Source organism: Mucilaginibacter sp., assembly GCF_041088075.1.
In the GTDB taxonomy this organism is placed as follows: Bacteria; Bacteroidota; Bacteroidia; order Sphingobacteriales; family Sphingobacteriaceae; genus Mucilaginibacter_A.
Genome location: NZ_JBGCVY010000031.1, coordinates 1 through 24,245, shown reverse-complemented (window position 1 = coordinate 24,245; position 24,245 = coordinate 1). Strand labels below are relative to the sequence as shown.

Genomic DNA, 24,245 nt, shown 5'->3' with positions numbered 1-24,245 from the left:
AAAAATGCCATGCTTCTTTTATCCCTATAAAAATGGTGCCTGCACCAGTTTAAATAAACCTAAACCAGATGTTTGCCATTTTTTATACCGGTAAAAGAAGCATTCGTGAAACCCGTTGAACAAATCATGTTAGGGAAAAAACCGCCATGCTTCTTTTACCACCCCAAAATTAGTGCGGTAAAAGAAGCATTGCTCATTCTCCCTCCAGCCGGTGCTGCGAAGGCAAAACTTTCACATCCTGCTCCACTTCTTTTTGTTCGATGTGCACGGCGTATTCGGCAGGTTCAATTTTGTGGCCGTAGTTGTCTGCATAAACCTGTGTAAACTCGGCGCCAAAATATAAAATGGCTGCGGTGTAATAAATCCAAACCAAAATCACAATAATGGACCCGGCAGCACCGTAAGTAGAACCGGTGCCGGTGGTTTGGATATAAATCCCGATCAGATATTTGCCCAGCATAAACAAAAGGGAGGTAAAAAAAGCACCGGTGCGCACATCGCGCCAGCCAATTTTTACATCGGGCAAAAACTTAAAGATGATGCCGAAAAGCACGGCAATCACCAAAAAAGTGATGCCCAGGTTGACGAGGTTGAAAAGCTGCACCGTAACTTCCGGAAAATAGTGGGTGATCTTGTTGCTCAAAGCAGAAATTAAGGCACTGATAATCAGCGAAACAATCAGCAAAAAACCCAGACTGATCACCATCGAAAACGAGATCAACCGGTTGGTCAACATTTTTAGCCAGCCTTTTTTCGGCTTTGCCTTAACGCGCCAAATCAGGTTGAGCGAATCCTGAATTTCCATAAAAACGCTGGTGGCGCCAATAATTAAGGTAACTACGCTGGTAACTACGGCAATACCGGTTTTACCCGACAGGGAAACACTTTTGATCATTTCCTGGATTTGCAATGCCGCGCTGCTGCCCACGTATGATTTTATTTGCGGGTAAATGTTGTTTTCGATCGCATCCTGGCCCAAAAAAATACTGATCAAAGAGATAACGAGCATGAGCAGCGGCGCCAGCGCAAAAACAGTGTAATAAGCCAGCGCGGCACTCAGTTTTAAACCGCGGTCGTCCATAAAGCCGTTAAAAGTGGCCATTAAAACTTTTCCTGATCTTTTAAAATATTTCCGGGCGAAGTAGTTTTTCATAATGATTTTTAGCCGGTAAAAACAGTATGCTTAAAAGCCCCGGATGTTGTTAACGGTTAGAAACGATCAGCAGGTCCAGGTCTTTGCTGGGGATGTTAAAACGTTCGGACAAATGCTGGCTGGTTAAATGTCCCTGGTAAATATAAACGGCATTGCGTACGCCGGCTTTTTCCCAGATCACGTTTTTTAAACCGCCGTGTTCGCCGATGTCCAACAAAATTGGGGCAAAAATATTGGTCAAAGCATACGTTGCGGTCCGCGCTACGCGGGAAGCAATATTGGGCACGCAATAATGGATCACATCATATTTGCGGAAAACCGGGTTGGTGTGGTTGGTTACTTCCGAAGTTTCAAAACAGCCGCCCTGGTCAATGCTCACATCAATAATTACCGAATTTGGTTTCATCTGGCTTACGGTTTCTTCGGTAACCAAACATGGCGTACGGCCGGCAATAGCGCGCATCGCCCCAATGGCAACATCGCAAGTGGTAATGGCTTTTTCCAACACAATCGGCTGGATGACCGAGGTGAAAACACGGCTGCCGATATTGTTTTGCAAACGGCGCAGTTTATAAATTGACGGATCGAAAACTTTAACCTGTGCGCCCAAAGCCAACGCTGTCCGGGCTGCGTATTCGCCCACAGTCCCGGCACCTAAAATGACGATCTCGGTTGGCGGAACACCGGTAATGCCGCCGAGCATTAAACCCTTACCGTTAAAAACATTGCTTAAATATTCGGCAGCAATGAGGATGGAAGTGGCGCCAACAATTTCGCTCATGGCGCGGACAACGCTTAAAGAACCGCCTTCGTCCTGCAAATTTTCAAAGCAAAGTGCCGTTATTTTTTTGTTGATGAGTGCGTGCAGGTATTCGGCTTTGATGGTGGTGGTTTGCAATGTGGAGATCAAAGTCTGGTTCAGTTTCATCAGCTCGATCTCGGCCAAAGTCGGCGGCGCAATTTTCAGGATAATGTCTGCCTGGTAAACCTGCTGTGTGTCGTACACAATCTGTGCGCCCTGTTCGCTGTAATTGTTATCCGTAAAATTGGCGGCCAGGCCAGCGTTTGATTCTAAAATAACCGTGTGCCCGTTGTTTACCAAAGTGGCCACCGAAAGCGGCGTAATGGCAATGCGGTTTTCCTGGAACGAGGTTTCCTTTGGGATGCCGATGTACAGCTTGTTTTTTTTGCTCCTCACCTCCAGCATTGATTCCTGCGGCTGCATCATGGCCTGTTTGGCGATATCAGAAAAACCACTTAATGTGCCTGAACTCATAATTATTTTTAAATTTCCGGTTGCTGAAATTAAGCAAATATAAGCCGAAACCGTATTATATTTTCGCTATTGTTAATTTTCGTTGTTGATCGGGTTGCACTTGCAGTAAAATTTCCAAATAATTTTCGGGCAAAAGGTTCGGGATTTTTTCCGGCCACTCGATCAAGCAGTAATTGCCCGAGTATAAATATTCTTCAAAACCCAAATCCAAAGCCTCCAACTGGTTTTTCAACCGGTAGAAATCGAAGTGGTAAACGATGCCTTTTGGGTAATGATATTCGTTGACGATAGAAAAAGTTGGACTGGAAACCGCATCTTTTACGCCCAAAGCCGCACAAAAAGCTTTGATAAAAGTAGTTTTGCCGACACCCATTTCGCCGTAAAACAGCAGGATTTTAGTTTGATTTTTCTCTGCAAAGCCAACCAATTGCTTTGCGGCATCTGGTAATTTAGCTATACTGATGGCTTCGATTTGCATAGTTTTTACGGCTGTTCGGTTTCCCTTTTCAACAAAAATAGCTTTTAATTGATTGGCCGGTTTTTTTAGATCAAACGTTGCGTTTACCTATAAAAATTGGTGTTTGCGCCAATTCAATTCAATCAAAAACTTTTGCCCGGCATTTTTTGTGTGATAAAAGAAGCATATAAAATAAACCGAATAAAATTTAAACAGGCTGAAAGATATGGTAAAAGTGTTCCCAAAAATATACTGGTAAAAGAAGCATCAGGATTATTAGCAAAAACGGTTTTATCGGCAAAACAAATTTTTGATTGACACCAATTTTATAGGCATAAAAGAAGCATTCGCTTATTTATGGTACAGCAGTTTCATTTTCCGTTTCAGCTTTTCCAAAGCAAAATCCACTTTGTTGAGGTAGGCAGAATGGGGCGTAAGTTTAATGGCCGCACAGGTTTCGGCATCGGCAACGGGCAGTACGCGCAGCCTTTTGATGTAAGTCCTGAAATAAAAAACCAAATGCATGGCCACCGTTTCCGGCTGGATATTGTAAACAAAACCGGCCATCACAACCTGGTTGGCATTAAAAAAACAAATGCTCCGGCTTTTGGCGGCCAAAAAACTCCAAATGGTTTGCTCCGACCAATTAGGGAGTTTACTAAAACTTTTGATAATGACCGGGTCGTTCAGCAAATCTTCAATAAAAGTCAAATCAAACAAGTTTTTGGGGAAGTAAAAAAAGCCTGTGTTTACGTTCGGGAAAACCGGGATATTGATTTTTAACAGGTCAATCGGCGTAAAAGAATAGGCGTTTTGGTTATCGGCCATAAAAACCGGCATTTCGTCCAGCTTGGGCAGCACAAAATTTTTCAGGAAATAAATATCGCTGTCAATGTACAGCACGTCGTGGTTATCGTACAGCATAATATCAAACAGCTTTTGCGAAAAGTTGGTGCTGTTGCGGTAGTTTTGGCAGGCAGGAAAATTTTTCAGGATTGGTTCCAGCTTTTCATCACGTTCCTTTTTTCTGATGACGGTGCTGTTTTTCAGGCTCGATAATAATTGGGCTTCATCAGCATCAGTGATCGAGCCGTCTTCAAAAACCTCCAAAAAAATTTCGTCGCACGCGTGCCGCAAAAAGCTTTGCAAACATTCAATCGAAAAATCAAGGTTATGGTGCCCAAGCAGGGTTTTACAATGAACAGGTTTTGCCATTAGCCTTAATTTTTGTTAAATATGCTTAAAAGCGAGGGTTTTAACACGGTTTTTGAACTTGCTTATATTCAATGAAAAAGAAACAGGTTAAAAAACAATTGGTTAACTAAGGTATAAAATATATTTAAATCCAGCATCAAATGTTGTTTTCCCGGCTTTAAGTACGTTTTTGTTTTCTTCAAAGTTTCAAAACACCCGGAGTTTCACTGATTTTTATGCCATAAAAGAAGCATCATTAATCCATGTTCCGCCCTTTTCAATTGGCTTATTATTTTTATTTTTGAGTTGAATTATGGTGCAGAACGGTAGCAATTACGATTTACTGATTGGCAAAATGGATGAGTTCATCCGGAAGTATTACTTAAACAAGTTGCTTCGCGGGCTGATTTTTTTGGGTGCGGCCTTGTTTTTTAGTTACCTCGTCATCACTTTTTCCGAATATTACGGCCATTTCAACACCACTTTCCGTTCCATTATTTTTTACGCGTTTATCCTTTTAAACCTTTCGCTTTTTGGCTGGCTGGTTGCGCCGCCTTTGCTGGCTTATTTCCGTTTGGGAAAAATGATCTCGCACGATCAGGCAGCAGAAATCATCGGCCGCTACTTTCAAAACGTGCAGGACAAATTGCTGAACACGCTTCAGTTGAAGAAAATTGCCGACCAAAACCCGGAACGAAAAACCTTGATCGAGGCCAGCATCAACCAAAAAATTGCCGAGTTAAAACCGGTTACTTTTTCGGCGGCCGTAAAAATCAACGAAAATAAACGCTTTTTAAAATGGGTTTTGATCCCGCTGGTTTTGATTATTACGGTTGCTTTTGTGGCGCCTTCCATCATTCACGACGGAACGGAACGCATCATCAAGCACGACCAGTATTTTGCGCCGAAAGCTCCTTTTAACTGGCATATTTTAAACAAATCGCTTTCGGTGGTTCAGGGCGAGGATTTAAAACTGGATTTAAAACTCAGCGGAAACGAATTCCCGGAAAGCGTTTATCTCGAAACCGGCAAAAACAGTTTTAAGCTGGACAAAGAAAACCTAAGCTCTTTTTACCATACTTTTTCCAACATCCAGCAAAATATCCGTTTCCGTTTAAGCGGCGGCGATTTTTCTTCGCAGGAGTTTGAGATCAAGGTAAACCCAAAACCTTCGCTGCTGCATTTGGATGCGCGTTTGGTTTATCCGGCTTATCTGCATAAATCCGCAGAAAACGTAAACAATGCAGGCGATTTAACTTTGCCCGAAGGAACGACGGTTGAATGGGATTTGCATACCGAAAACACAAGCGAAGTTTTGTTTTCGCTTAACCAGAAAAAAACGGTGGTTAGGGCCGATAACAATGTTTTTCATCACCAGGAAAAGTTGCTGAAATCAGGCTCTTATTCGGTCAAACCCATCAACAATTTTGTTTCTTCTGCGGATTCTGCTGCTTACCGGATTTCCATTATCCCGGATTTACCGCCTGTAATTGCTGCGGAGCAAAAAGCAGATTCGATCAGTTCCAAAGCGCATTATTTTACGGGAAAGATTCAGGACGATTACGGCTTTTCGTCGCTTACTTTTCATTATTCGGTCCGAAACCCGGCTTCTCCGCAGAAAAATAAAACCTACAGTTTTCCGGTAAAAGCTGATTTGCATCAAACTACATCTACGTTCTTCTATTTTTGGTCGCTAAAAGAAGCATCGTTAAACCCGGGAGACGAGCTGGTTTATTATTTTGATGTGGCCGATAACGATGGCGTGAACGGCGCAAAACACAGCCGGACACCGGAACAAACCATGCGTATCCCAACGGAAACCGAACAAAACAAACAATTGGATGCCGGCACGCAATCGGTAAAAAACAAAATGCAATCGGCCATTAAACTGTCGGCGCAGGTGGAACGCGATGCACAAAAGCTGAACCGTTTATTGCTGGATAAAAAAACGCTTTCTTTTGACGAGAAAAAGCAGGTGGAAGATTTGCTGCAAAAACGCCGCGAACTGGAGGATTTGGTGAAGGACATGCAAAAGGAAAACGAGCAAAACCTGTACAACCGCCAGGAAACCAAACAGCAAAACCAGGAAATTTTGGAAAAGCAAAAGCAGATCAACGATTTGTTTAAGAACGTGCTGGACGAAAAAACCAAAGAACTGCTGAAAAACCTGGAAAAAATGCTGCAGCAAAACCAGAAAGACGATGCGCGAGAAGATATTTCGAAAATGCAGATGGACAATAAATCTTTGCAAAAAGAGCTTGACCGGATGCTGGAACTGTACAAAAAACTGGAGTTTGACCAGAAGCTGAACGAGAACATCAACCAGTTGGACAAACTGGCCGAAAAAGAACAGGCTTTGGCAGAAAAGAGTGCACAAAAACAGCAACAGGCCGGGCAGTTAAAACAAGAGCAGCAGGCGATCAAAAAGGATTTTGAGGGTTTGAAAAAATCGTTGAAAGATTTGGAGCAGAAAAACGAAGCTTTGGAAAACAAAAACGATTTTGAAACGCCCAAAGCCGAACAGCAGGAAGCCGAACAGCAAATGGAAAAAAGCGAAGAAAACCTGGGCAAAAACGAAAAGCAAAAAGCTTCGCAGGCGCAAAAACAGGCCACCAGCCAGATGCAAAAAATGAGCGCCAAAATGAAGCAGATGCAGCAGCAGGGAGAAGAAAAAGAGGCGCAGGTAAACGCGCAGCAGTTGCGGTCTATTTTAAAAAACTTGGTTACGAGTTCTTTTAACCAGGAAAAAGTGATGCAAACGTTTAAACAATTAAACGCCAGCGACCCGGATTACGTAAACCAAACGCAGAACCAGCAAAATATCAAAGACAATTTAAAAACCGTAGAAGACAGTTTGTTTGCCTTGAGCAAGCGCGTACCACAGATTGAAGCCACGGTGAACAAAGAAATAACGGCTATCAACAGCAATATTGACCAGGCGATTGCCAATTTAGGGGAACGGCGCACGGCAGAAGCCAACCGGAGCCAGCAATTTGCCATGACTTCAATGAACAATTTGGCTTTGATGCTGAACGAAGTGCTGGACCAACTGCAAAACGCGATGAAAAACGCCAAGCCCGGCAGCGGCAAAAAGAAGCAGCCTTCGATGCAGCAATTGAGCCAGATGCAGCAGGAACTGAACAAAAACATGCAGAAAGCCCGCCAGCAAATGCAGCAACAAGGCCAGCAAGGGCAAGGCAAACAGGGGCAGGGCCAGCAAAAAAATGGCATGAGCGAGCAAATGGCCAAAATGGCGCGCCAGCAGGAAATGATCCGCCGTGCATTACAAAACATTAACCAGCAAGAAAACAAAGACGGAAAAAACGGGTTAGGCAATCTTGGCGAGATTTCGAAACAAATGGAACAAACTGAAAGAGATCTCGTAAATAAGAAAATTGAAACGGAGACGTTAATCAGGCAACAGAAAATACAAACGCGGTTATTAGAAGCTGAAAAAGCAGAACAGGAACGGGAGCAAGATCAGAAAAGGGAAAGCCAGGCTGCAAAAAATACGGCCCCGGGCTATCAAAAAGCCTTGCAAGGCTATCAGCAAATAAAAAATAAGCAAACAGAACAGCTTATTACGATACCTCCGGATGTAAATCTGTTTTATAAATCAAAAATAAAGACTTACTTTAACGAAATTAACCGCAAATAATAATGGTGCAGCCAGTAAAAGTATCAGACGGCGAATTATATACGCTTCAGCTTCCTTCAACAATGGAGAGCATACCCCGCTTGGAAAGTTTGGTTGAAGAAATATCCGAACGCTACCAGGTTAGTGAAGATACTTTTGCTAATATGATGACTTGCTTAAATGAAGCTTTGATCAATGCGATCGTACATGGCAACCAATCAGACGCTACCAAAACCGTTTATATCAACGCAGAAGTTAACGACCATAAAAAAATTATCTGGACGGTTGCCGATGAAGGCCCGGGGTTTGACTACAACAACATCCCCGATCCAACTGCGCCCGAAAACTTAGAAAAACTGACCGGCCGCGGTGTTTTTATCATCAAACATCTGGCCGACCAGTTTATTTTTAATGCCCGCGGAAATGAGGTTGAACTGCACTTTAAATTGTAATGCCTGCTAAAATCAATTTTTTTACAGAAGAAACGGATTTCAAGCTAAAAAACAAAAAAACACTTCGCACCTGGATTGAACAAACGCTGCTTGCCGAAAAACGCATTTTAAAAGAAATCAACTTTGTTTTTTGCAACGATGCTTACCTTTTGAAAATCAACCAGGATTTTTTGCAGCACGATACTTATACCGACATCATCACTTTTGATAATTCTGAAACAGCAGAAGAAATCGTAAGCGATATTTTTATATCGGTAGAAAGGGTAGCCGAAAATGCAAAATCTTTTCAAACCCCTTTTTTGCAGGAACTTCACCGTGTAATGATCCATGGTGTTTTACATTTGGCGGGTTACAAAGACAAATCTGCCAAAGATGTTAAAACTATGCGCAGCAAAGAAAACTTTTATTTAAGCAGTTTGGAGCCTGTTTAAATTTTTTTAAAACTTATTTGCGATGCTTCTTTTATCACCTAAAAATCATTGCCTTTTTGTAGCAGTAGAATTTTAGGACACACCAATTTTATAGGCATAAAAGAAGCATCGCAAAATTTTGTGCTATAAATTTAAACAGCTTCTTGGTTACGGATCATTAGAAATGAACTACCTTTGCGGCATTAAATTTTAAAGAAATGATCAAATCAATTGCTATTATTTTAACCTTGATTTTTACCGCGCCAAGTTCTGTTTATGATTTTAAACTGAAAACCATTGACGGTAAAAATTTTAACCTGGCTGCTTACAAAGGCAAAAAGCTGCTGATTGTAAATACGGCTTCCAAATGCGGTTTTACGCCACAATACGCCGAATTGCAAAAACTGGCAGACCAATACAAAGACAAAGTTACGGTAGTTGGTTTTCCGGCCAACAATTTTGGCGGACAGGAACCGGGCGCCAATTTGGCGATTAAAGAGTTTTGCCAGAAAAATTATGGCGTAACTTTCCCGCTGAGCGAAAAGGTAAGTGTGAAAGGCGACGATATCAGCCCGCTTTTTAAATACCTTACTTCTGCAGAAAACCCTGATTTTACGGGTGAAATCCAATGGAATTTTGAAAAGTTTTTGATTGACGAAAACGGAAAACTGATCCACCGTTACCGTTCAAGCGTAAAACCTTTATCCACAGAAATTACCAGCCAGTTGTAAAAAAACATCGGTAAAAAAAGCTTCCTCAGTTTGGGGAAGCTTTTTTTATGCCAGATATTTGAGGTATTTGTCCCGGCCGATCATGATTGCGCCTAAAGATTCTAAATGCTCGTTTTGGATCTGGCAGTCAATTAGATCATACTGTTTTTGTCGGCATAAAATTATCAAAGCTGTTTTTGAAGCATTGCTTGCTTTGCTAAACATACTTTCCCCGCAAAAAACGCGGTTAACGGCAACGCCATACAAACCGCCCACCAGCTCGTTTTGCTGCCAAACTTCTACCGAGTGCGCCTTGCCCTGCCGGTGCAGTTCGAGATAGGCTTTTTGCATGTCTTTCGTGATCCAGGTGCCTTGCTGGCCTTCCCGAAAAACACTGGCACAGGCAGCAATAACGGCCGCAAAATCTTGATCAAAAGTTACGGTAAACTTCCCCGACCGCAACACCTGCCGCATACTTTTTGATACTTTAAGCTGATCAGGAAAAATAACGCAGCGTTCGTGCGGCGAATACCACAAAATTGGTTTCTTGTTGCTGTACCACGGAAAAATCCCGTTTGCATAGGCCAGGTCCAATCTTTCTACCGATAAATCGCCGCCAACGGCCAGCAATCCGTCCTCTTCTGCCAAAGCCGGGTCAGGAAAAACCAACCGTTCATCTAACTGAAAAATCATATTTTAATCACTACAGCGAGTTTAGGTTAATCTGCATTTTTTACGCATACTTCTTTTAGCGCATAAAAATTGGTTTTGTTGTGTGCCCCAAATTTTATTTGCCAGCGATAAGGCACTTGAAAACCGGCACTGAATTTATGGGCATAAAAGAAGCATCCTGTTTTCTTCCGTATAAATTGAACCAGAATTAAATTGTAATTTATAATTAATGTTATGGCTGCAAATTGGGTTGAAAAACCTGCCAATTAAAATACCTGTATATTTGCAGAAAAATTCATACTTCTTTTATGTACTCTTTTTTCAAATATTTCCACTCCGGTTTGCGGTATATTGTGCTGGTTTTGGTTGTTGCGGCCGTTGTCCAATCGCTGCTGGGCTGGCTCGGCAAAAAAACTTATACCGAAGGCAACCGGAAACTCAACCTTTTTGCCCTGATCTCGGCACACACCCAACTGCTGGTTGGCTTGGTTTTGTACTTTTTGAGTCCGCTGGTACAGTTCTCCAAAGCTGCCATGAAAAACCCGGAAACGAGGTATTGGACGTCCGAACACATCACGATGATGATCCTCGCCATCATCTTAATTACCGTTGGTTATTCCCGCTCAAAAAAGGTTTTGTTGCCCGAAAAAAAGCACTTTAACATCTTCATCTTCTATTTTTTAGCGGTAATAATCGTAGTTGTTACACTTATTTTAAGCCATCGCGGCGTTTTGGGGATGAGTGCCTAAAAAATTTTTATTTAAAAATTTTGCAATTTCATTTTTCTTTCTAATTTTGGAAGCATAATGATCGATCAGAAACATAATAACAACTGGCGGAGCCTTCCTAAAAGGAAAGCCGGATGGTGTTTTTGATTTTTCCCACCTAATCAATTATAAACCTGATATGAACCCGGCCGTTACCACGCGCCGGGTTTTTTAATACGATCATGAAATATAAACTGACCTCTGCCTACAAAAAGATTTTAGCCGATACGGCCACGCCGGTAAGCATTTATTTAAAGCTGCGCGATGTGTTTTCCAACAGTTTATTGCTCGAAAGTTCGGATTACCACAGCCGCGAAAACAGCATGAGCTACATTTGCTGCGAACCGATTGCCGGAATGGTTTTGCAAAACGGAACAATGACGAACCAATATCCCGACGGAACGCAGCAACAATTTGAGGCCGGGACTTTTGATGTGGTTACGCATGTGGAAGCCTTTTTAAACAGTTTTGAAACCGATACTTTGCCGCTTAAAATCATCACCAACGGTTTGTTTGGTTATTTTACACACGAAATTGTAGAGCATTTTGAAACCATCAAACTAAAAGCAGCAGCGGCCGATGAAGTGCGCCAGATCCCGGAAATGCAATACTTCGTTTACCGGTATATTATTGCAGTTGATCATTTTAAAAACGAGTTGTATATTGTAGAAAATCAGGCGGAAAACAACGTTCAGCCTTCCGGTTTGGAACGCATCCAATACCTCATCCAAAACAAAAACTTCCCCGAATACCATTTTAATTTGCAAGGCCGGGAAGGTTCAAATTTGTTGGACGAAGAATACATTGCAATCGTAGAAAAGATGAAACAGCACATTTTGCGCGGCGATGTTTTCCAAATCGTGCCGTCCAAAGGTTTCAGCCAGTCATTCCGGGGCGATGAATTTAACGTTTACCGCGCCTTGCGTTCCATCAACCCGTCGCCGTATTTGTTTTATTTTGATTACGGCAGCTTTAAAATTTTCGGTTCGTCGCCTGAAGCGCAAATCACGATCAAAAATCGTGTTGCAACCATTTACCCGATTGCCGGGACTTTTAGACGAACCGGCGACGACGAAAAAGATGCACAATTAGCGCGCGCACTGGAAAACGACCCGAAAGAATCCGCTGAACACGTGATGTTGGTTGATCTGGCGCGAAACGATTTGAGCCGCCATTGCACCAATGTGGAAGTGAAAGCTTTTAAAGAAGTGCAATATTATTCGCACTTAATCCATTTAGTTTCGCGCGTAACCGGAAAGTTGAAACCCGGCGTTCCGACTTTTAAAGTGGTGGCCGATACTTATCCCGCAGGAACATTAAGCGGCGCACCAAAATACCGTGCGATGGAATTGATTGATGCTTACGAAAAAGGAAAAAGGCGTTTTTACAGCGGCGCTATCGGCTTTTTGGGTTTTAACGGCGATTTTAACCACGCCATCATCATCCGCTCTTTTTTAAGCAAAGCCAACGTGCTGCATTACCAGGCCGGCGCCGGCATTGTGGCCGATTCTGTAGCCGTAAGCGAGCTGAACGAAGTGAACAATAAAATTGCCGCGCTGCGCAAAGCGTTGGAAATGGCAGAAGAAATTTAACCCGATAAAAGAAGTATCATGACCAGTACAAAACTTTTGATTATTGACAATTACGATTCTTTCACGTACAACTTGGTGCATTTGGTAAATGAGCTGGGGCTGGAATGTGAAGTTTGGCGCAACGACCAGTTCCGGCTGGAAGAAGTGGAAGCGTTTGATAAAATCATTTTATCACCGGGACCGGGCATTCCATCCGAAGCCGGTTTGCTGTTAAAAGTGATCGAAAAATATGCTGATAAAAAAAGCATTTTTGGTGTTTGTTTGGGTCAGCAAGCCATTGCCGAAGTTTTTGGCGGAGAATTGTACAATTTAAGCCGACCAATGCACGGTTTGGCTACGCCGATAAAAGTAACCGATAACACCGAAAAGCTGTTTGCCGGCCTGCCTGAAACGTTTAACGTAGGCCGTTACCATTCCTGGGTGGTGGCAGAAAAAGGTTTGCCGGAAGAAATTGCGGTTACGGCAATTGATGAAAAAGACAATTCCATTATGGCTTTGCGGCACAAAACTTACGATGTGCGCGGCGTGCAGTTTCACCCCGAATCGGTTTTAACAGAATACGGAAAAGAAATGATGCACAACTGGATTTTCGGTTCGGAAACTAAAGCCAATCCTGATTTGCTGGCCAATCATTTCATCAAACTTTAACCAATTTTATGCCGATAAAAGAAGCATCATGTCGAATATTTTAGATCAGATCGTTGCCCAAAAAAAGATAGAAGTTGCGGCGGCGAAAAAGAAAACTTCTTACACCAAACTGGAGGAATCGGAATATTTTAACCGTTCGCCGCTTTCGTTCCGCAACTTTTTGCTCGATTCTTCCCGAACCGGAATTATTGCCGAGTTTAAGCGGAAATCGCCATCCAAAGGCATCATCAATAACCAGGTTAAAGTTAAAAAAGTAACGCAGGCTTATGCGGAGGCAGGCGCTTCGGCTTTGTCGGTTTTAACGGATCCTACTTTTTTTATGGGCAAAAAAATGGATTTGGTGCAGGCAAGAAAAGCCAACGAAATCCCGGTTTTGCGAAAAGATTTTATGATTGATGAATACCAGATCATCGAAGCCAAAGCGTTGGGCGCTGATATTATTTTGCTGATTGCCGCGATTCTATCGCCGCAGGAAATCAAAAAAATGGCGCAATTAACCAAAAGTTTGGGCATGAACGTTTTGCTGGAAGTGCACAATTTGGAAGAACTGGAACGCAGCTTAGACCAAAACCTGACTGCCGTTGGCGTAAACAACCGCAACCTGGCCGATTTTACCGTTTCCGTAGATACTTCTTTTACCCTGATAAAATCTATCCCCGATGAATTTTTAAAGGTTTCGGAAAGTGCAATTTCTAATCCGCAAACTATTCGTCAATTAAAAGAAGCCGGCTTTAATGGCTTTTTAATTGGGGAGAACTTTATGAAAGAAGCTGATCCGGGAGCGGCGATGAAGGAGTTTGTGGGGAAGGTTTAACGGGAAACATTTTCTTTTTGATGATAGATGGAACTGATTTCTACATCGTGTCCTGTTAAATGGTAAAATATATAGTACTGGTTCCAAATCAGCACGTAAGTATTTTCTTCAACTGTTTTTATACCAACTGTTTTGTGGTCTTCTAAAATTTGAAGTTGTTGATAAAGACTTTTAATAAATTTTTTGGAATAAGTATCTGATTTGTTCCTATTGTTATTAAATTCTACAATACGATCAATATCAACATAAGCTTTGGCAGATAAAATTACTCTCCCAGCCATTTTTCATACTTCTTTTCAAAATCTTTTAAAGTATAAACTTTTCCCGCTTTAACATCTTCGCGCCCTTGCCGAATGCCTTTTCTCCACTCTTCAGGAATCACGAACAAGGTTTTATCTGCAGAAATTAAAGTGTTAATTGCCTCCAAGATTTTTTCATCATTTAGCTGGTCGATTTTGTAATGAAGCTGGTCTTTTAATTCATGGATACTCATAACATAAATTTAGAGTTTATTTTCTTTAATAAAAACAGTAGCTTTAGTTATCAACTTAAATAAAACATTTATACTCCAATTTTTATCTATTAAAAGGAGCATCAATCAATATGAAACCAAAATTTTATGATACTGCCGAGAAGCAGGAAAAAGCTGTTTTAGTAGGCATCATTACGCCGCACGAAACGGAAGAACAAGAGCGCGAATACCTGGAAGAACTGGAATTTTTGGTGGAAACGGCAGGCGGCGCAACGGTAAAAACTTTCACCCAAAAAATGCAGCGGCCAGAACGCGCCACATTTGTAGGAACCGGCAAACTGGAAGAAATAAAGAATTATGTAGCTGCAGAAGAGATCGATATGGTTGTTTTTGATGACGAACTGACACCTTCTCAAATGCGGAACATTGAAACGGAATTGCAGGTAAAAATTTTGGACAGAAGTAATCTGATCCTCGATATTTTTGCCGGCCGCGCACAAACGGCACAAGCCAAAGCGCAGGTAGAATTGGCGCAACTGCAATATTTGTTGCCGAGGTTAACGCGTTTGTGGACGCACTTGGAACGGCAAAAAGGCGGTATCGGGATGCGTGGCCCGGGCGAAAGCCAGATTGAGACCGACAGGCGTTTGATCCTCAACAAAATTTCCTTGCTGAAAGAAAAACTGAAACACATTGACCGCCAAAACGAAACACAGCGTAAAAACCGTGTAGCTTTGGTTCGTGTGGCTTTGGTGGGTTATACCAACGTTGGGAAATCAACGATTATGAACATGCTTTCCAAATCAGAGGTTTTTGCAGAGAACAAGCTTTTTGCAACGCTAGACACAACGGTTCGGAAAGTAGTGATCGAGAATTTGCCTTTTTTACTTTCGGATACGGTTGGGTTTATCCGCAAACTGCCGCACCATTTGATTGAATGTTTTAAATCAACCTTGGATGAAGTGCGCGAAGCAGATATTTTGATCCATGTGGTTGATATTTCGCACCCAAATTTTGAAGATCAAATTCATATCGTAACTGAAACGCTGAAAGATTTAGGCGCCATCGATAAAAAAATCATCACCGTTTTTAATAAAATTGACGCTTATCATCCAACAGCCATCAACCTGGAAGAACCGGAAAAAACAACCACGCTGCAAGAATTTGAGCAAAGCTGGATGGCCAGGAACAACAGTCCGGCGATTTTTATTTCTGCGTTGAACAAAGAAAACCTCGACGAGTTCCGCAAGTTATTGTACGATCAGGTAAAAGCCATTCACACCGAACGCTATCCGTACGACCAGTTGTTGTACTGATACTGTTTTTATGCACTAAAAGTTTGTATCGTTTTTATCTGCAATTTCGTTAATCCTTTAAACACCTGCCCGTAAATAAAATTTATCATGGAATCAAAAAGACAACAAAAGTTTGCCGGCGTAATCCAACAGGACCTGGCAGCTATTTTTCAGCGGGAAGGAATGAATTTTCTGCCTAATACGCTCATTACCATCACCAAAGTGCGCACCACGCCGGATTTGGCCATTGCGCGTGTTTTTCTGAGTTTTTTCAACGTAACTAATTCGGAACAGGCGCTGCAAACCATCAAACTGCACGCTTCGGAAATCCGGTACAAATTAGGAAGCCGGATAAAAGACCAGGTTCGCGTGATTCCGCAATTGGAGTTTTTTGTGGACGATACCAGCGAATATGTAAACCGCATGGACAAGATTTTCGACAAGATCCACAAAGACGAAAACGAGTAACAGCCGGGTTTTATGCCGATAAACGAAGCACAACAACTGGCCAATCTTCTGCAAAAACACGCGCAGGAGATTGGCAAAGTTGTTGATTACGATCCGCAGAAAGACCGTTTATTTCCGTTTGATTTTACCGCTTCCAACAAAACTTTAAACGAAGAAACCGTTGCCGATACTTCTGCTTTTTCTGCTTGGGTTACCAAAACTCTGCAGCAAAACAACTGCCGTTACGGTATCGGTGGCTACTTTGAAAACAGAACGTTATACAGCCGCAGCGCGCATTTTAACACTTCTTCGGATGAACCGCGTCGGCTTCATTTGGGCGTGGATATTTGGGCCGAGGCTGGAACACCGGTTTATTCGCCTTTTAAAGGAAAAATCCACAGTTTCAAAAACAATGATAATTTTGGCGATTACGGCCCAACTATCATTTTGGAATACTTCTTTTATGGCATCAAATTTTATGCGCTTTTTGGCCATTTAAACCGGGAATCGCTGGAAGGGCTTTATCCCGGAAAAACCGTTCAACAAAACCAAAAACTGGCCGAGTTTGGGACCGAAGCAGAAAATGGCAACTGGCCGCCGCATTTGCATTTTCAGTTGATGTTTGATCTAGAAGGAAATGAAGGCGATTATCCGGGCGTTTGCAGGTTGTCCGACCGGGAAAAATACCAGCCAAATATTCCAGATCCGAACTTAATTCTTCGCTTCTGATAACACCGAAAGGCCGTTTTTTTCGTTATGTTATCAAACTTTTAATTTCAAACGATGCTTTATTTATTTATATTTTTTCAAACGCTGATCTCGGCTTTTCATGTTGATGATCAGCCGCAGTTTAAAGGCGGGCAGCAGGCTTTAAACTCGTTTTTATCGCAAAATTTGATTTATCCTGATTTTTCAAAGCAAAACTGTATTTCCGGAACGGTGCAGGTGAGTTTCAACATCAACCAAAACAACAAACCGGTTAACGTAAAAGTACAGCAAGGTTTTGGCATTGATCTGGACGATGAAGCCGTTCGCCTGGTGAAACTAACTGCCGGTAAATGGGTTTTGCCGCCAAACCACGACGTAAACACCACGCTGATTTTGCCGGTTAATTTCAGTTTAAACCAATACAATTACAACTGTGGTAGCAAATCGCGCAGCGATATGGAGCAGGCCATTACGGCTTACAAAGCGCGCGAGGCTTTGGTGGATGCCGTAACCAATTATTACGAAAACAAGTATTTGGGCAAAGCAGATGTAGCCAAAGAACCGGAAATTGAAGCCTTAAAAAAACAGTTGGGCCTGGATGATGATTACGCCGACGAAGTGGTAAAACAAGCCAACCAAAAGTTAAAGCAGGGCGATACCGAAGGCGCCTGCGAAGACTGGAAATTTGTGCGCAACATTGGCAGCAACAAAGCCGATGCGCAACTGGCCAAATACTGCAAGTAAGTTTTTTTAGACTGATTTTATGCCGATAAAAGAAGCATTATACTGTAAACAGGTTTTTTTGTGAGACGGATTTTATGCCGATAAAAGAAGCATTGCTGTTTATTGAGCCCGCTGTTAAATCAACTTGCGAAAAACTTTCTTTAAAATGATTTATGAAGAAGCAGGAACTTCGCAAAGCTTATCTCGAAAAACGCCAACAGCTTTCGGAAGCAGCATACGAAACGTTGAACCAAGCTTTGCTGCAACGATTTAAAACTTTAAATTTTTCGGGAGTAAACGCTGTTCACATTTTTTTACCGATGCTTCGCACCAAAGAACCGGATACCTGGTTGTTCATCAACTACCTGCGCACTGCACGCCCAACTATCAAACGTGTTTTTCCGAAAGCAGATTTCAAGCAAAAAACTCTCATTAATTATCTGGACGATGAACAATTAATCATCGCCGAAAATAAATTTGGCATCCCGGAGCCAATCAGCGGAAACCAATTTTATACCGATAAAAACAGCATCGTGATTGTGCCGCTGCTTGCGTTTGATCTGCAAGGAAACCGGGTTGGCTACGGCGGCGGTTTTTATGATCGTTTTTTGGCTGGATGTGAAGTTGGGACGCAATTTATTGGTTTGTCTTTTTTTGAACCGGTTGATTGGATTGAGGATACAGATGAATTGGATGTGGAGTTGCACCAATGTATCACGCCGGGTGAGGCCTGGAAATTTTGAGTAGAATTAATTTAAAAAAGCCTTTGTAAATCAATTTTAAATAAAGCGTATATTTGGATATGCAGCAATTAGAGCATTGTCAACAAGTAATTGTGCCTGTTTTGAAAAGGTTTAATATCAAACGGGCTTCTATTTTTGGGTCAATTGCAAAAGGTTTGGAAACAAATAAAAGCGACTTGGATTTGTTGATAGAACCTGAAGCTGGATTTACCTTGTTTTCTTTGATTGCGCTTGAAAATGAAATTACACAACTTACTAAACGTAAAATAGATATTGTTGAGTTTGGTGCTTTAAAACCATCTATCAAAACTGAAGTGCTTCAATCAGCAATAGTTATTTTATGAGTAGATCAGATTTGGTTTACGTTCATGATATTATAGAATCCATAGCTATTATAGTAGATTATGTAGAAGGCAAAACGGAAGAGATCTTATTAACAATATCATGCTTCAGAATGCAGTAATCAGGCGATTTGGAATTATTGGAGAAGCTTCAAGTAAAATTTCCAAACAGTTTAAAGTTCAACACCCGGATATTCCATGGAGATTAATCAAAGCCATGAGAAATAAGTTGATACATGAATACTTTGGTGTATCTGCAAAAACCATATTTGCAACTGTAAAAACTGATCTGCCTGTTTTAAAAGAACAGTTGCAAAATCTCGTTTCGTAATTGCGTCAAATAATTTAGAACTCATTATTTACAACTCCAACTCCAGCAACACCGGGCAATGGTCAGAATGCTTGGCTTCAGGCAAAATGGCGGCGCGTTTTAAATAAGGCTTCAGCTCATGCGTAACTAAGTTATAATCAATGCGCCAACCCAAATTTTTGCCGCGCGAACCTGCCCGAAAACTCCACCACGTGTATTGGTGCGCTTCTTTGTTAAAGTGCCGGAACGTATCTACAAAGCCGGATTCCAGCAGTTTCTCCATCCATTCGCGCTCTTCGGGCAAAAAACCGGAACTGTTGGCGTTTGATTTTGGGTTGTGGATATCAATTGGTTTATGGCAAATGTTGTAATCGCCGCAAACCACCAATTTGGGGTAAGCCCATTGCAACTTGTGCAGGTAATCGCCAAATTCATCCAGAAAACGAAATTTAAAAGCCTGCCGGTCTGCGCCGCTGGAACCGGAAGGAAAATAAACGCTCATCACCGACAATTCCTCAAAATCTACCCGCAAACACCTTCCTTCAAAATCAAAATCCGGGATGCCGCAGCCGTATGCTACATGCACCGGTTTTTGCTTGGTAAAAACAGCAGTGCCGCTGTAGCCTTTTTTCTCTGCCGGAAACCAGTAATGGTGATAGCCCATTTGCTCCAGCAAAAAGAGTTCGCTTTGCAAAACATCCGGCGTAGCTTTGATTTCCTGCAAACAAACCACGTCGGCATCGGTAGCTTGCAGCCATGCCAGCCAGTTTTTGCTAATGGCGGAGCGGATTCCGTTTACGTTGTAGGTGATGATTTTCATTTTTTTGAGGTGAAAGGTTAAAGGCAGAAAGGTAAACGATAGAAAGGCAAAAGCTGAACGCTGATTGCTGACAGCTAAAAGCTTAACAAATTATCCAGCCGCTTGCACTCTTTTTTCTTCAATAAACTAACCGTCATCGGTACATCTTGCAGCGGTCGGTTTTTGTCGTCTTTTTTTACGGCGGCAATGCGGTCAACCATTTCGATGCCGGAAACAATTTCACCATAAACGGTATAATTTTGGTCGAGGTGCGGCACGCCGCCAACCGATTTATACCATTCGCGTTGTGCTGGCGGGATTTTTCGTCCTTTCATGCGTGTTTCTATCAACTTGTCTAATTGCTCGTCGGTAAAACGTTTGCCTTCCACCAAATAAAACTGGCAACCGCTCGAAGCTTTTTTCGGGTTGTCGTCCCGCGCAGCGGCCAACACGCCTTTTTTGTGGAACAAGCTGTCGCGGATTTCGGCATCAACCGTATAACCAACATCGCCTTCGCCCAAAGCTTGTCCGGGTTTAGCTTTTTTAGAATCCGGGTCGCCGCCCTGGATCATAAAATCCTGAATCACTCGATGAAACAAAGTACCGTTATAAAAGCCTTGTTTGGTCAGTTTGATAAAGTTGTCGCGGTGTTTCGGCGTTTCGTTATACAAACGGATAATACATTCGCCATAACTGGTTCTGATACGCACGTATTGATTTTTAGGCGCTTTGGCAAAAACAGAAAATGTAATTAGCAGTAAAATAAAAGCAGCGGCAAATTTTTTCATGGTAAAAGAAGCATTTTTGGGTTGATGGCTGATAGTTAATAGTTCATGGCGAAAGCTGGTGGCTGATTGCTAAAGCTCAAACCTCATTCCCCTCCTCAAAATAATTAATAATCAACGATTTCATTACCATTTCCTGCTCCAACAAGGTGTAATTGGGAATGGTTTTGACCAGTTTCCAGTGCGGCCAGCCGTCCTGGTCCAAACCTTCCAATTCGTAAAAACCAAGCTGGCTGAACAGTTTGCAGGTGGCAATATGCATCAGTTCTTCCTTTTGCCGCTTGCCGAATTTTTGCGGGCCTTTGCCCAGTTCCTGCACGCCGATCAAAAAAAGCATTACTTTAATATCGGGCACGTCCGAATCAAAATCCTGTGCGATGCGTTCTTGCAAAGCGGCCCATTTGGTGTTGGTTTCTGCTGCGGTCATGCTGGCAAAGATAAGTGTTGATGCTGTTTTTACCGGTATAAAATTTAGGCCGGTAAAAACAGTATGGCCTTGGTGTCATTACATTGTTACAGCGAAAATGGGTTTGATTTGAAGATTAGGCAACCGATTAGCACTTTTAGCCAGATTTTTAAAGCAATATCCGTTTAAATAAAAGATATTTGCAAAAAAACTTTAAGCCGTTAAGGTATCGTGAACAAACGTATTGCACCTGTAATTTTATCCTGGTTGCTGCTGCTCTTTTTTGCGGCAGGCCAGTTTATTATTTATGCGCATCAGCACCATGCCAAACCCGGCACGTTGACAGTTCATGCGCATCGTGCTGCCGATCAGCAGGTGGTTTACGAAAAATGTAACCTTTGCGACCAGATGCACCACGCACCGATCAACCTGGTGCAGCCATTATACTATTCTTGTCTTATAAATCCGGTTGTCCGGCTTTACATTCCTGTATGTCATCATTATAAAGCGAACGCTTTAATCCATGCCGACGGCTTGTCTCCGCCGGATTTCGTTTGATTTTTGAAATTACGGTTCTCGCTAACCGGATTATTATTAATTAAACATTCTACAAAGGATTTTTTATCTTATATGAAAATAAAGCTATTCAACTGCTTGTTGCTATTGCTGACAAGTATTTCCATCATTTCAACCTCAGTTACAAAAGTATTTGCTGATGATGCCGCTATCGGGACATTATCCGGAACGGTAACAGACAAGGCAGACGGCAAACCTATTTATGGGGCCGCTGTTAGCATCCCTGATTTAAAGACCGGGACATCTACCAACACAAAAGGGGAATATACCTTAAACCGTTTGCCAAAAGGTATTTATGTAGTGCAAATCAGTTATTTGGGTTATGCCACCGTTACGCAAAGGGTGGATTTCTCAAAAACCAGTGTGCTCAATGTCCAGTTACAGGTTTCTGCCATTGAATCTGGTGAAGTAGTGGTTACCGGTGTAAGCAGGGCCACAGAAATCAAAAGAAGCCCGATACCGCTTGTGGCCGTTGGCAAAGAGTATTTAGACCGGCGCGCGGCATCAGACAATGTTATTGACCAGATTGCCAACCTGCCGGGCATCAACGCGGTTACTACCGGCCCCAACGTTTCTAAACCTTTTATCCATGGTTTGGGCTACAACCGGGTAGTTACTTTGCAAGATGGTATCCGCCAGGAAGGCCAGCAATGGGGCGATGAGCACGGCATCGAAGTGGACCAAAACTCGATAGACCGGGTGGAAATCATCAAAGGGCCGGCAAGTTTAAGTTACGGTTCTGATGCCATTGGCGGTGTTGTCAACCTGATTTCGCCTGCCCCGGTTCCCGAAGGAAAAATTTTAGGATCTGTACAAGGGCTTTACGGCACTAACCAAGACTTGTTGAATGGTTCGTTCCGTTTATATGGCAATCAAAACGGTTTGGTATGGGGAACGGTGGTATCTGCCAAAGAAGCAAAAGATTACCAGAACCAGCATGACGGACGGGTATTTGCAACAGGCTACAAGGAAAAGGATGCCCGCGTGATGGTTGGGTTGAACAAATCCTGGGGATATTCTTATTTTCATGCCTCTTTGTTTGATGATTTGCAGGATATCCCCGATGGCATGCGTGATCCTGTTACCCGGCAGTTTATCGAGCAAATCACAGAAAATGGCACTTCCCAGATTGTACCTGCTTCAGAATTAAATTCTTATCACATCCCAACTTTGCACCAGCATGTACAGTTTTACCGCCTTTACAACAACAGTAATTTTGTTGTTGGAAATGGCAACCTGATTGTAAACCTGGGGTACGAATATAGCCACCGCCGGGAATATACGCATCCGGAAGATGCCGATATTGCCGGCCTAAACCTGCATTTAAGCACTTATACTTATGATGTAAAGTACAATTATAATTTTGCAAACGGCTACGAGGCCACGGTTGGTGTAAACGGGCAGTACCAAAACAATACCATTGGCCAGGCTACAGATTTTCCGATCCCGGCTTATCACCAGTTTGATGTTGGGCCGTTTGCCATCGTGAGAAAAAGTTTTGGAAAATTAGACTTATCGGCAGGGGCAAGGTACGATGTCCGTACATTTAACGGGCAGGCAGCCTATATTGATACATTAAGCGGCAAATATCCGCAACTGTATGAAGGCAATAACCCAACCACAGCGCCTAACGTCGTTCCGCAGTTTGACGCCTTAAACAAAACCTTTTCCGGTTTCTCCGGAAGTTTTGGCGGAACTTATAACTTTTCTGATGCGTTTTTATTAAAGGCAAACATTGCCCGTGGTTTCAGGGCACCAAGTATTGCCGAACTTTCTGCCAACGGGCCAGATCCGGGTTCTGGAATTTACCACGTGGGCAACAGTGATTTTAAGCCGGAATTTAGTGTGCAGGAAGATGTTGGCGCTTTTCTTACTTTGCCAAGTGTTTCTGCAAGCATTGAACTTTATAACAACAATCTTCAAAATTATATTTTCCAGCAGCAGGAGCTGAATACCGATGGTTCTCCGGTGATCACCCAGGGCTACAATACCTTTACTTATGTGCAAAGCAAGGCGCGCATCCAGGGTGCCGATATTAGCTTAGACATCCATCCTTTGCCATGGCTGCACTTTGAAAATTTATTGACCTTAACCTACGGCAAAAACTTAGGTGCTGGCGGCCAGGTTGCCGATAGTTTAAAATACCTGCCTTTTATCCCTCCTTTGCATACCCATTCTGAACTGCGTGGAAACTTTATCAAAGGGCTGAACAATTTTAAAAACCTGTATGCTTTTGTTGGCTTTGACCATTATAACGCACAAGACCGTTACTTTGCTGCTTATGGCACAGAAACTTACACCGCTGGTTATAACTTGTTAAGTGCCGGCATCGGCGGAAACGTAGTGAACGACAAAGGCCAAACCATCCTGCGGTTGTTTGTTGAAGGGACAAACCTGGCCAATGTAAACTATCAATCCAACATGAGCAGGCTGAAGTATTTTGATAACCCTGATGTGCCTGTCGGCGTACAGCGCGGTATTTTTAACATGGGCCGAAACATTAGTTTTAAAGTTGTTGTGCCTTTTGATCTTTCGCCAAAAAGCAAACAGCAATAATACAATTGTACCAACCAAAAAGAAGCCTTGCCTTTGCGCAGGGCTTTTTAATTTAGTGTTTTTAATTTCGATATTCCTTTAAATTTTACCGGTTGTTGCGATGCTTCTTTTATGCCATAAAAATTGGTGAACTTCTTTTGTTTTAACGAAGTTGTTTAAACTTATATAAAGTTCAATATATTTTTACAAATAGATAAAAAAGTTGTAGTTTGGCTGTATGGGCAAAGTGGCATTGACAGTGAAGAACTATACATCGGAAGAACTGAGGTCTTTGTTGCGTAAAGACGAGAAGTTCGGGCAAG

At 42.4% G+C, this 24,245-nt stretch carries 28 protein-coding genes; 18 read left to right on the top strand and 10 right to left on the bottom strand.

What is annotated here, in order from left to right:
* Positions 1-193: 193 nt before the first annotated feature.
* From V5804_RS07005 to tsaE, 3 genes are read right to left on the bottom strand one after another with little or no spacing between them, the layout of a single operon-like run.
* A complete protein-coding gene (locus V5804_RS07005; RefSeq protein WP_369590664.1) occupies positions 194-1,153 on the bottom strand; it encodes a YihY/virulence factor BrkB family protein in 960 nt (319 codons plus the stop codon).
* A 49-nt stretch (positions 1,154-1,202) separates the two neighbouring features.
* The gene (locus V5804_RS07000) at positions 1,203-2,429 is read right to left on the bottom strand and encodes an alanine dehydrogenase (RefSeq protein WP_369590663.1); all 1,227 of its coding nucleotides are present in this window, start codon (positions 2,427-2,429) and stop codon (positions 1,203-1,205) included.
* Between the two features lie 55 nt (positions 2,430-2,484).
* Positions 2,485-2,907 carry a tRNA (adenosine(37)-N6)-threonylcarbamoyltransferase complex ATPase subunit type 1 TsaE gene (gene tsaE, locus V5804_RS06995; RefSeq protein WP_369590662.1) on the bottom strand — a complete coding sequence of 141 codons (423 nt, stop codon included), beginning with the start codon at positions 2,905-2,907 and terminating at the stop codon, positions 2,485-2,487.
* 132 nt (positions 2,908-3,039) lie between these two features.
* On the opposite strand from tsaE, the gene V5804_RS06990 reads away from it, so the two are divergent.
* On the top strand, positions 3,040-3,204 hold the full coding sequence (locus V5804_RS06990) for a hypothetical protein (protein WP_369590661.1): 165 nt from the start codon (positions 3,040-3,042) through the stop codon (positions 3,202-3,204).
* A gap of 33 nt (positions 3,205-3,237) precedes the next feature.
* On the opposite strand, the gene V5804_RS06985 is transcribed toward V5804_RS06990, so the two are convergent.
* Positions 3,238-4,101 (bottom strand): hypothetical protein, encoded by an 864-nt coding sequence (locus V5804_RS06985; protein ID WP_369590660.1) that lies wholly within the window; start codon positions 4,099-4,101, stop codon positions 3,238-3,240.
* Between the two features lie 292 nt (positions 4,102-4,393).
* On the opposite strand from V5804_RS06985, the gene V5804_RS06980 reads away from it, so the two are divergent.
* From V5804_RS06980 to V5804_RS06965, 4 genes are all read left to right on the top strand, one after another.
* On the top strand, positions 4,394-7,738 hold the full coding sequence (locus tag V5804_RS06980) for a DUF4175 family protein (RefSeq protein ID WP_369590659.1): 3,345 nt from the start codon (positions 4,394-4,396) through the stop codon (positions 7,736-7,738).
* 2 nt (positions 7,739-7,740) lie between these two features.
* On the top strand, positions 7,741-8,169 hold the full coding sequence (locus V5804_RS06975; protein WP_369590658.1) for an ATP-binding protein: 429 nt from the start codon (positions 7,741-7,743) through the stop codon (positions 8,167-8,169).
* The gene (gene ybeY / locus V5804_RS06970) at positions 8,169-8,600 is read left to right on the top strand and encodes an rRNA maturation RNase YbeY (protein ID WP_369590657.1); all 432 of its coding nucleotides are present in this window, start codon (positions 8,169-8,171) and stop codon (positions 8,598-8,600) included. Before V5804_RS06975 ends, ybeY begins: the two co-directional genes overlap by 1 nt.
* 200 nt (positions 8,601-8,800) lie before the next feature.
* Entirely contained in the window at positions 8,801-9,310 is a 510-nt protein-coding gene (locus V5804_RS06965; RefSeq protein ID WP_369590675.1) for a glutathione peroxidase, read from the top strand.
* A gap of 45 nt (positions 9,311-9,355) precedes the next feature.
* Here the strand turns inward: V5804_RS06965 and aat are convergent, their stop codons facing one another.
* The gene (aat, locus tag V5804_RS06960; protein WP_369590656.1) at positions 9,356-9,982 is read right to left on the bottom strand and encodes a leucyl/phenylalanyl-tRNA--protein transferase; all 627 of its coding nucleotides are present in this window, start codon (positions 9,980-9,982) and stop codon (positions 9,356-9,358) included.
* 287 nt (positions 9,983-10,269) lie between these two features.
* Between aat and V5804_RS06955 the strand changes: the two genes are divergently transcribed.
* The 4 genes from V5804_RS06955 (at position 10,270) to trpC (ending at position 13,782) form a co-directional block, all read left to right on the top strand.
* Positions 10,270-10,710 (top strand): cytochrome B, encoded by a 441-nt coding sequence (locus V5804_RS06955; protein ID WP_369590655.1) that lies wholly within the window; start codon positions 10,270-10,272, stop codon positions 10,708-10,710.
* A gap of 200 nt (positions 10,711-10,910) precedes the next feature.
* A complete protein-coding gene (locus tag V5804_RS06950) occupies positions 10,911-12,320 on the top strand; it encodes an anthranilate synthase component I family protein (RefSeq protein WP_369590654.1) in 1,410 nt (469 codons plus the stop codon).
* Between the two features lie 18 nt (positions 12,321-12,338).
* Positions 12,339-12,968, top strand: coding sequence for an aminodeoxychorismate/anthranilate synthase component II (locus tag V5804_RS06945; RefSeq protein ID WP_369590653.1), 630 nt, complete (start codon positions 12,339-12,341; stop codon positions 12,966-12,968).
* A 28-nt stretch (positions 12,969-12,996) separates the two neighbouring features.
* Positions 12,997-13,782, top strand: a complete 786-nt coding sequence (gene trpC / locus V5804_RS06940; RefSeq protein ID WP_369590652.1) for an indole-3-glycerol phosphate synthase TrpC — start codon at positions 12,997-12,999, stop codon at positions 13,780-13,782.
* Here the strand turns inward: trpC and V5804_RS06935 are convergent.
* Both V5804_RS06935 and V5804_RS06930 read right to left on the bottom strand, forming a co-directional pair.
* Positions 13,779-14,063 carry a type II toxin-antitoxin system RelE/ParE family toxin gene (locus V5804_RS06935; protein ID WP_369590651.1) on the bottom strand — a complete coding sequence of 95 codons (285 nt, stop codon included), beginning with the start codon at positions 14,061-14,063 and terminating at the stop codon, positions 13,779-13,781. The two genes, trpC and V5804_RS06935, sit on opposite strands and share 4 nt — an antisense overlap.
* On the bottom strand, positions 14,048-14,275 hold the full coding sequence (locus tag V5804_RS06930) for a hypothetical protein (RefSeq protein WP_369590650.1): 228 nt from the start codon (positions 14,273-14,275) through the stop codon (positions 14,048-14,050). Before V5804_RS06930 ends, V5804_RS06935 begins: the two co-directional genes overlap by 16 nt.
* 110 nt (positions 14,276-14,385) lie before the next feature.
* On the opposite strand from V5804_RS06930, the gene hflX reads away from it, so the two are divergent.
* The 7 genes from hflX (at position 14,386) to V5804_RS06895 (ending at position 18,842) form a co-directional block, all read left to right on the top strand.
* Positions 14,386-15,570 carry a GTPase HflX gene (gene hflX, locus V5804_RS06925; protein ID WP_369590649.1) on the top strand — a complete coding sequence of 395 codons (1,185 nt, stop codon included), beginning with the start codon at positions 14,386-14,388 and terminating at the stop codon, positions 15,568-15,570.
* Positions 15,571-15,657: 87 nt separating this feature from the next.
* On the top strand, positions 15,658-16,017 hold the full coding sequence (gene rbfA / locus V5804_RS06920) for a 30S ribosome-binding factor RbfA (protein ID WP_369590648.1): 360 nt from the start codon (positions 15,658-15,660) through the stop codon (positions 16,015-16,017).
* Positions 16,018-16,029: 12 nt separating this feature from the next.
* Positions 16,030-16,725 (top strand): peptidoglycan DD-metalloendopeptidase family protein, encoded by a 696-nt coding sequence (locus V5804_RS06915; protein ID WP_369590647.1) that lies wholly within the window; start codon positions 16,030-16,032, stop codon positions 16,723-16,725.
* 54 nt (positions 16,726-16,779) lie between these two features.
* Entirely contained in the window at positions 16,780-17,448 is a 669-nt protein-coding gene (locus V5804_RS06910; protein ID WP_369590646.1) for a TonB family protein, read from the top strand.
* 152 nt (positions 17,449-17,600) lie between these two features.
* On the top strand, positions 17,601-18,170 hold the full coding sequence (locus V5804_RS06905; RefSeq protein ID WP_369590645.1) for a 5-formyltetrahydrofolate cyclo-ligase: 570 nt from the start codon (positions 17,601-17,603) through the stop codon (positions 18,168-18,170).
* Positions 18,171-18,229: 59 nt separating this feature from the next.
* A complete protein-coding gene (locus V5804_RS06900; protein WP_369590644.1) occupies positions 18,230-18,514 on the top strand; it encodes a nucleotidyltransferase family protein in 285 nt (94 codons plus the stop codon).
* 37 nt (positions 18,515-18,551) lie between these two features.
* Positions 18,552-18,842: a DUF86 domain-containing protein gene (locus V5804_RS06895; RefSeq protein WP_369590674.1), complete on the top strand. Its 291-nt coding sequence runs from the start codon at positions 18,552-18,554 to the stop codon at positions 18,840-18,842.
* Between the two features lie 28 nt (positions 18,843-18,870).
* Here the strand turns inward: V5804_RS06895 and V5804_RS06890 are convergent, their stop codons facing one another.
* From V5804_RS06890 to V5804_RS06880, 3 genes are all read right to left on the bottom strand, one after another.
* On the bottom strand, positions 18,871-19,641 hold the full coding sequence (locus V5804_RS06890; protein WP_369590643.1) for an exodeoxyribonuclease III: 771 nt from the start codon (positions 19,639-19,641) through the stop codon (positions 18,871-18,873).
* Between the two features lie 74 nt (positions 19,642-19,715).
* On the bottom strand, positions 19,716-20,408 hold the full coding sequence (locus tag V5804_RS06885; RefSeq protein ID WP_369590642.1) for a peptidylprolyl isomerase: 693 nt from the start codon (positions 20,406-20,408) through the stop codon (positions 19,716-19,718).
* A gap of 76 nt (positions 20,409-20,484) precedes the next feature.
* Positions 20,485-20,832 carry a hypothetical protein gene (locus V5804_RS06880; protein ID WP_369590641.1) on the bottom strand — a complete coding sequence of 116 codons (348 nt, stop codon included), beginning with the start codon at positions 20,830-20,832 and terminating at the stop codon, positions 20,485-20,487.
* Positions 20,833-21,042: 210 nt separating this feature from the next.
* On the opposite strand from V5804_RS06880, the gene V5804_RS06875 reads away from it, so the two are divergent.
* The gene (locus V5804_RS06875; protein ID WP_369590640.1) at positions 21,043-21,369 is read left to right on the top strand and encodes a hypothetical protein; all 327 of its coding nucleotides are present in this window, start codon (positions 21,043-21,045) and stop codon (positions 21,367-21,369) included.
* Between the two features lie 72 nt (positions 21,370-21,441).
* Entirely contained in the window at positions 21,442-23,943 is a 2,502-nt protein-coding gene (locus V5804_RS06870) for a TonB-dependent receptor (RefSeq protein ID WP_369590639.1), read from the top strand.
* The last annotated feature ends 302 nt before the right edge of the window (positions 23,944-24,245 follow it).

Coding starts and splice junctions, on each gene's coding strand:
- aat (WP_369590656.1), bottom strand. CDS start 9,982: ATGATTTTTCAGTTAGATGAACGGTTGGTTTTTCCTGACCCGGCTTTG.
- ybeY (WP_369590657.1), top strand. CDS start 8,169: ATGCCTGCTAAAATCAATTTTTTTACAGAAGAAACGGATTTCAAGCTA.
- V5804_RS06985 (WP_369590660.1), bottom strand. CDS start 4,101: ATGGCAAAACCTGTTCATTGTAAAACCCTGCTTGGGCACCATAACCTT.
- V5804_RS06900 (WP_369590644.1), top strand. CDS start 18,230: ATGCAGCAATTAGAGCATTGTCAACAAGTAATTGTGCCTGTTTTGAAA.
- tsaE (WP_369590662.1), bottom strand. CDS start 2,907: ATGCAAATCGAAGCCATCAGTATAGCTAAATTACCAGATGCCGCAAAG.
- V5804_RS06885 (WP_369590642.1), bottom strand. CDS start 20,408: ATGAAAAAATTTGCCGCTGCTTTTATTTTACTGCTAATTACATTTTCT.
- V5804_RS07005 (WP_369590664.1), bottom strand. CDS start 1,153: ATGAAAAACTACTTCGCCCGGAAATATTTTAAAAGATCAGGAAAAGTT.
- V5804_RS06980 (WP_369590659.1), top strand. CDS start 4,394: ATGGTGCAGAACGGTAGCAATTACGATTTACTGATTGGCAAAATGGAT.
- V5804_RS06905 (WP_369590645.1), top strand. CDS start 17,601: ATGAAGAAGCAGGAACTTCGCAAAGCTTATCTCGAAAAACGCCAACAG.
- V5804_RS06955 (WP_369590655.1), top strand. CDS start 10,270: ATGTACTCTTTTTTCAAATATTTCCACTCCGGTTTGCGGTATATTGTG.
- hflX (WP_369590649.1), top strand. CDS start 14,386: ATGAAACCAAAATTTTATGATACTGCCGAGAAGCAGGAAAAAGCTGTT.
- V5804_RS06975 (WP_369590658.1), top strand. CDS start 7,741: ATGGTGCAGCCAGTAAAAGTATCAGACGGCGAATTATATACGCTTCAG.
- V5804_RS06915 (WP_369590647.1), top strand. CDS start 16,030: ATGCCGATAAACGAAGCACAACAACTGGCCAATCTTCTGCAAAAACAC.
- V5804_RS06930 (WP_369590650.1), bottom strand. CDS start 14,275: ATGAGTATCCATGAATTAAAAGACCAGCTTCATTACAAAATCGACCAG.
- rbfA (WP_369590648.1), top strand. CDS start 15,658: ATGGAATCAAAAAGACAACAAAAGTTTGCCGGCGTAATCCAACAGGAC.
- V5804_RS07000 (WP_369590663.1), bottom strand. CDS start 2,429: ATGAGTTCAGGCACATTAAGTGGTTTTTCTGATATCGCCAAACAGGCC.
- trpC (WP_369590652.1), top strand. CDS start 12,997: ATGTCGAATATTTTAGATCAGATCGTTGCCCAAAAAAAGATAGAAGTT.
- V5804_RS06880 (WP_369590641.1), bottom strand. CDS start 20,832: ATGACCGCAGCAGAAACCAACACCAAATGGGCCGCTTTGCAAGAACGC.
- V5804_RS06870 (WP_369590639.1), top strand. CDS start 21,442: ATGAAAATAAAGCTATTCAACTGCTTGTTGCTATTGCTGACAAGTATT.
- V5804_RS06910 (WP_369590646.1), top strand. CDS start 16,780: ATGCTTTATTTATTTATATTTTTTCAAACGCTGATCTCGGCTTTTCAT.
- V5804_RS06945 (WP_369590653.1), top strand. CDS start 12,339: ATGACCAGTACAAAACTTTTGATTATTGACAATTACGATTCTTTCACG.
- V5804_RS06890 (WP_369590643.1), bottom strand. CDS start 19,641: ATGAAAATCATCACCTACAACGTAAACGGAATCCGCTCCGCCATTAGC.
- V5804_RS06935 (WP_369590651.1), bottom strand. CDS start 14,063: ATGGCTGGGAGAGTAATTTTATCTGCCAAAGCTTATGTTGATATTGAT.
- V5804_RS06950 (WP_369590654.1), top strand. CDS start 10,911: ATGAAATATAAACTGACCTCTGCCTACAAAAAGATTTTAGCCGATACG.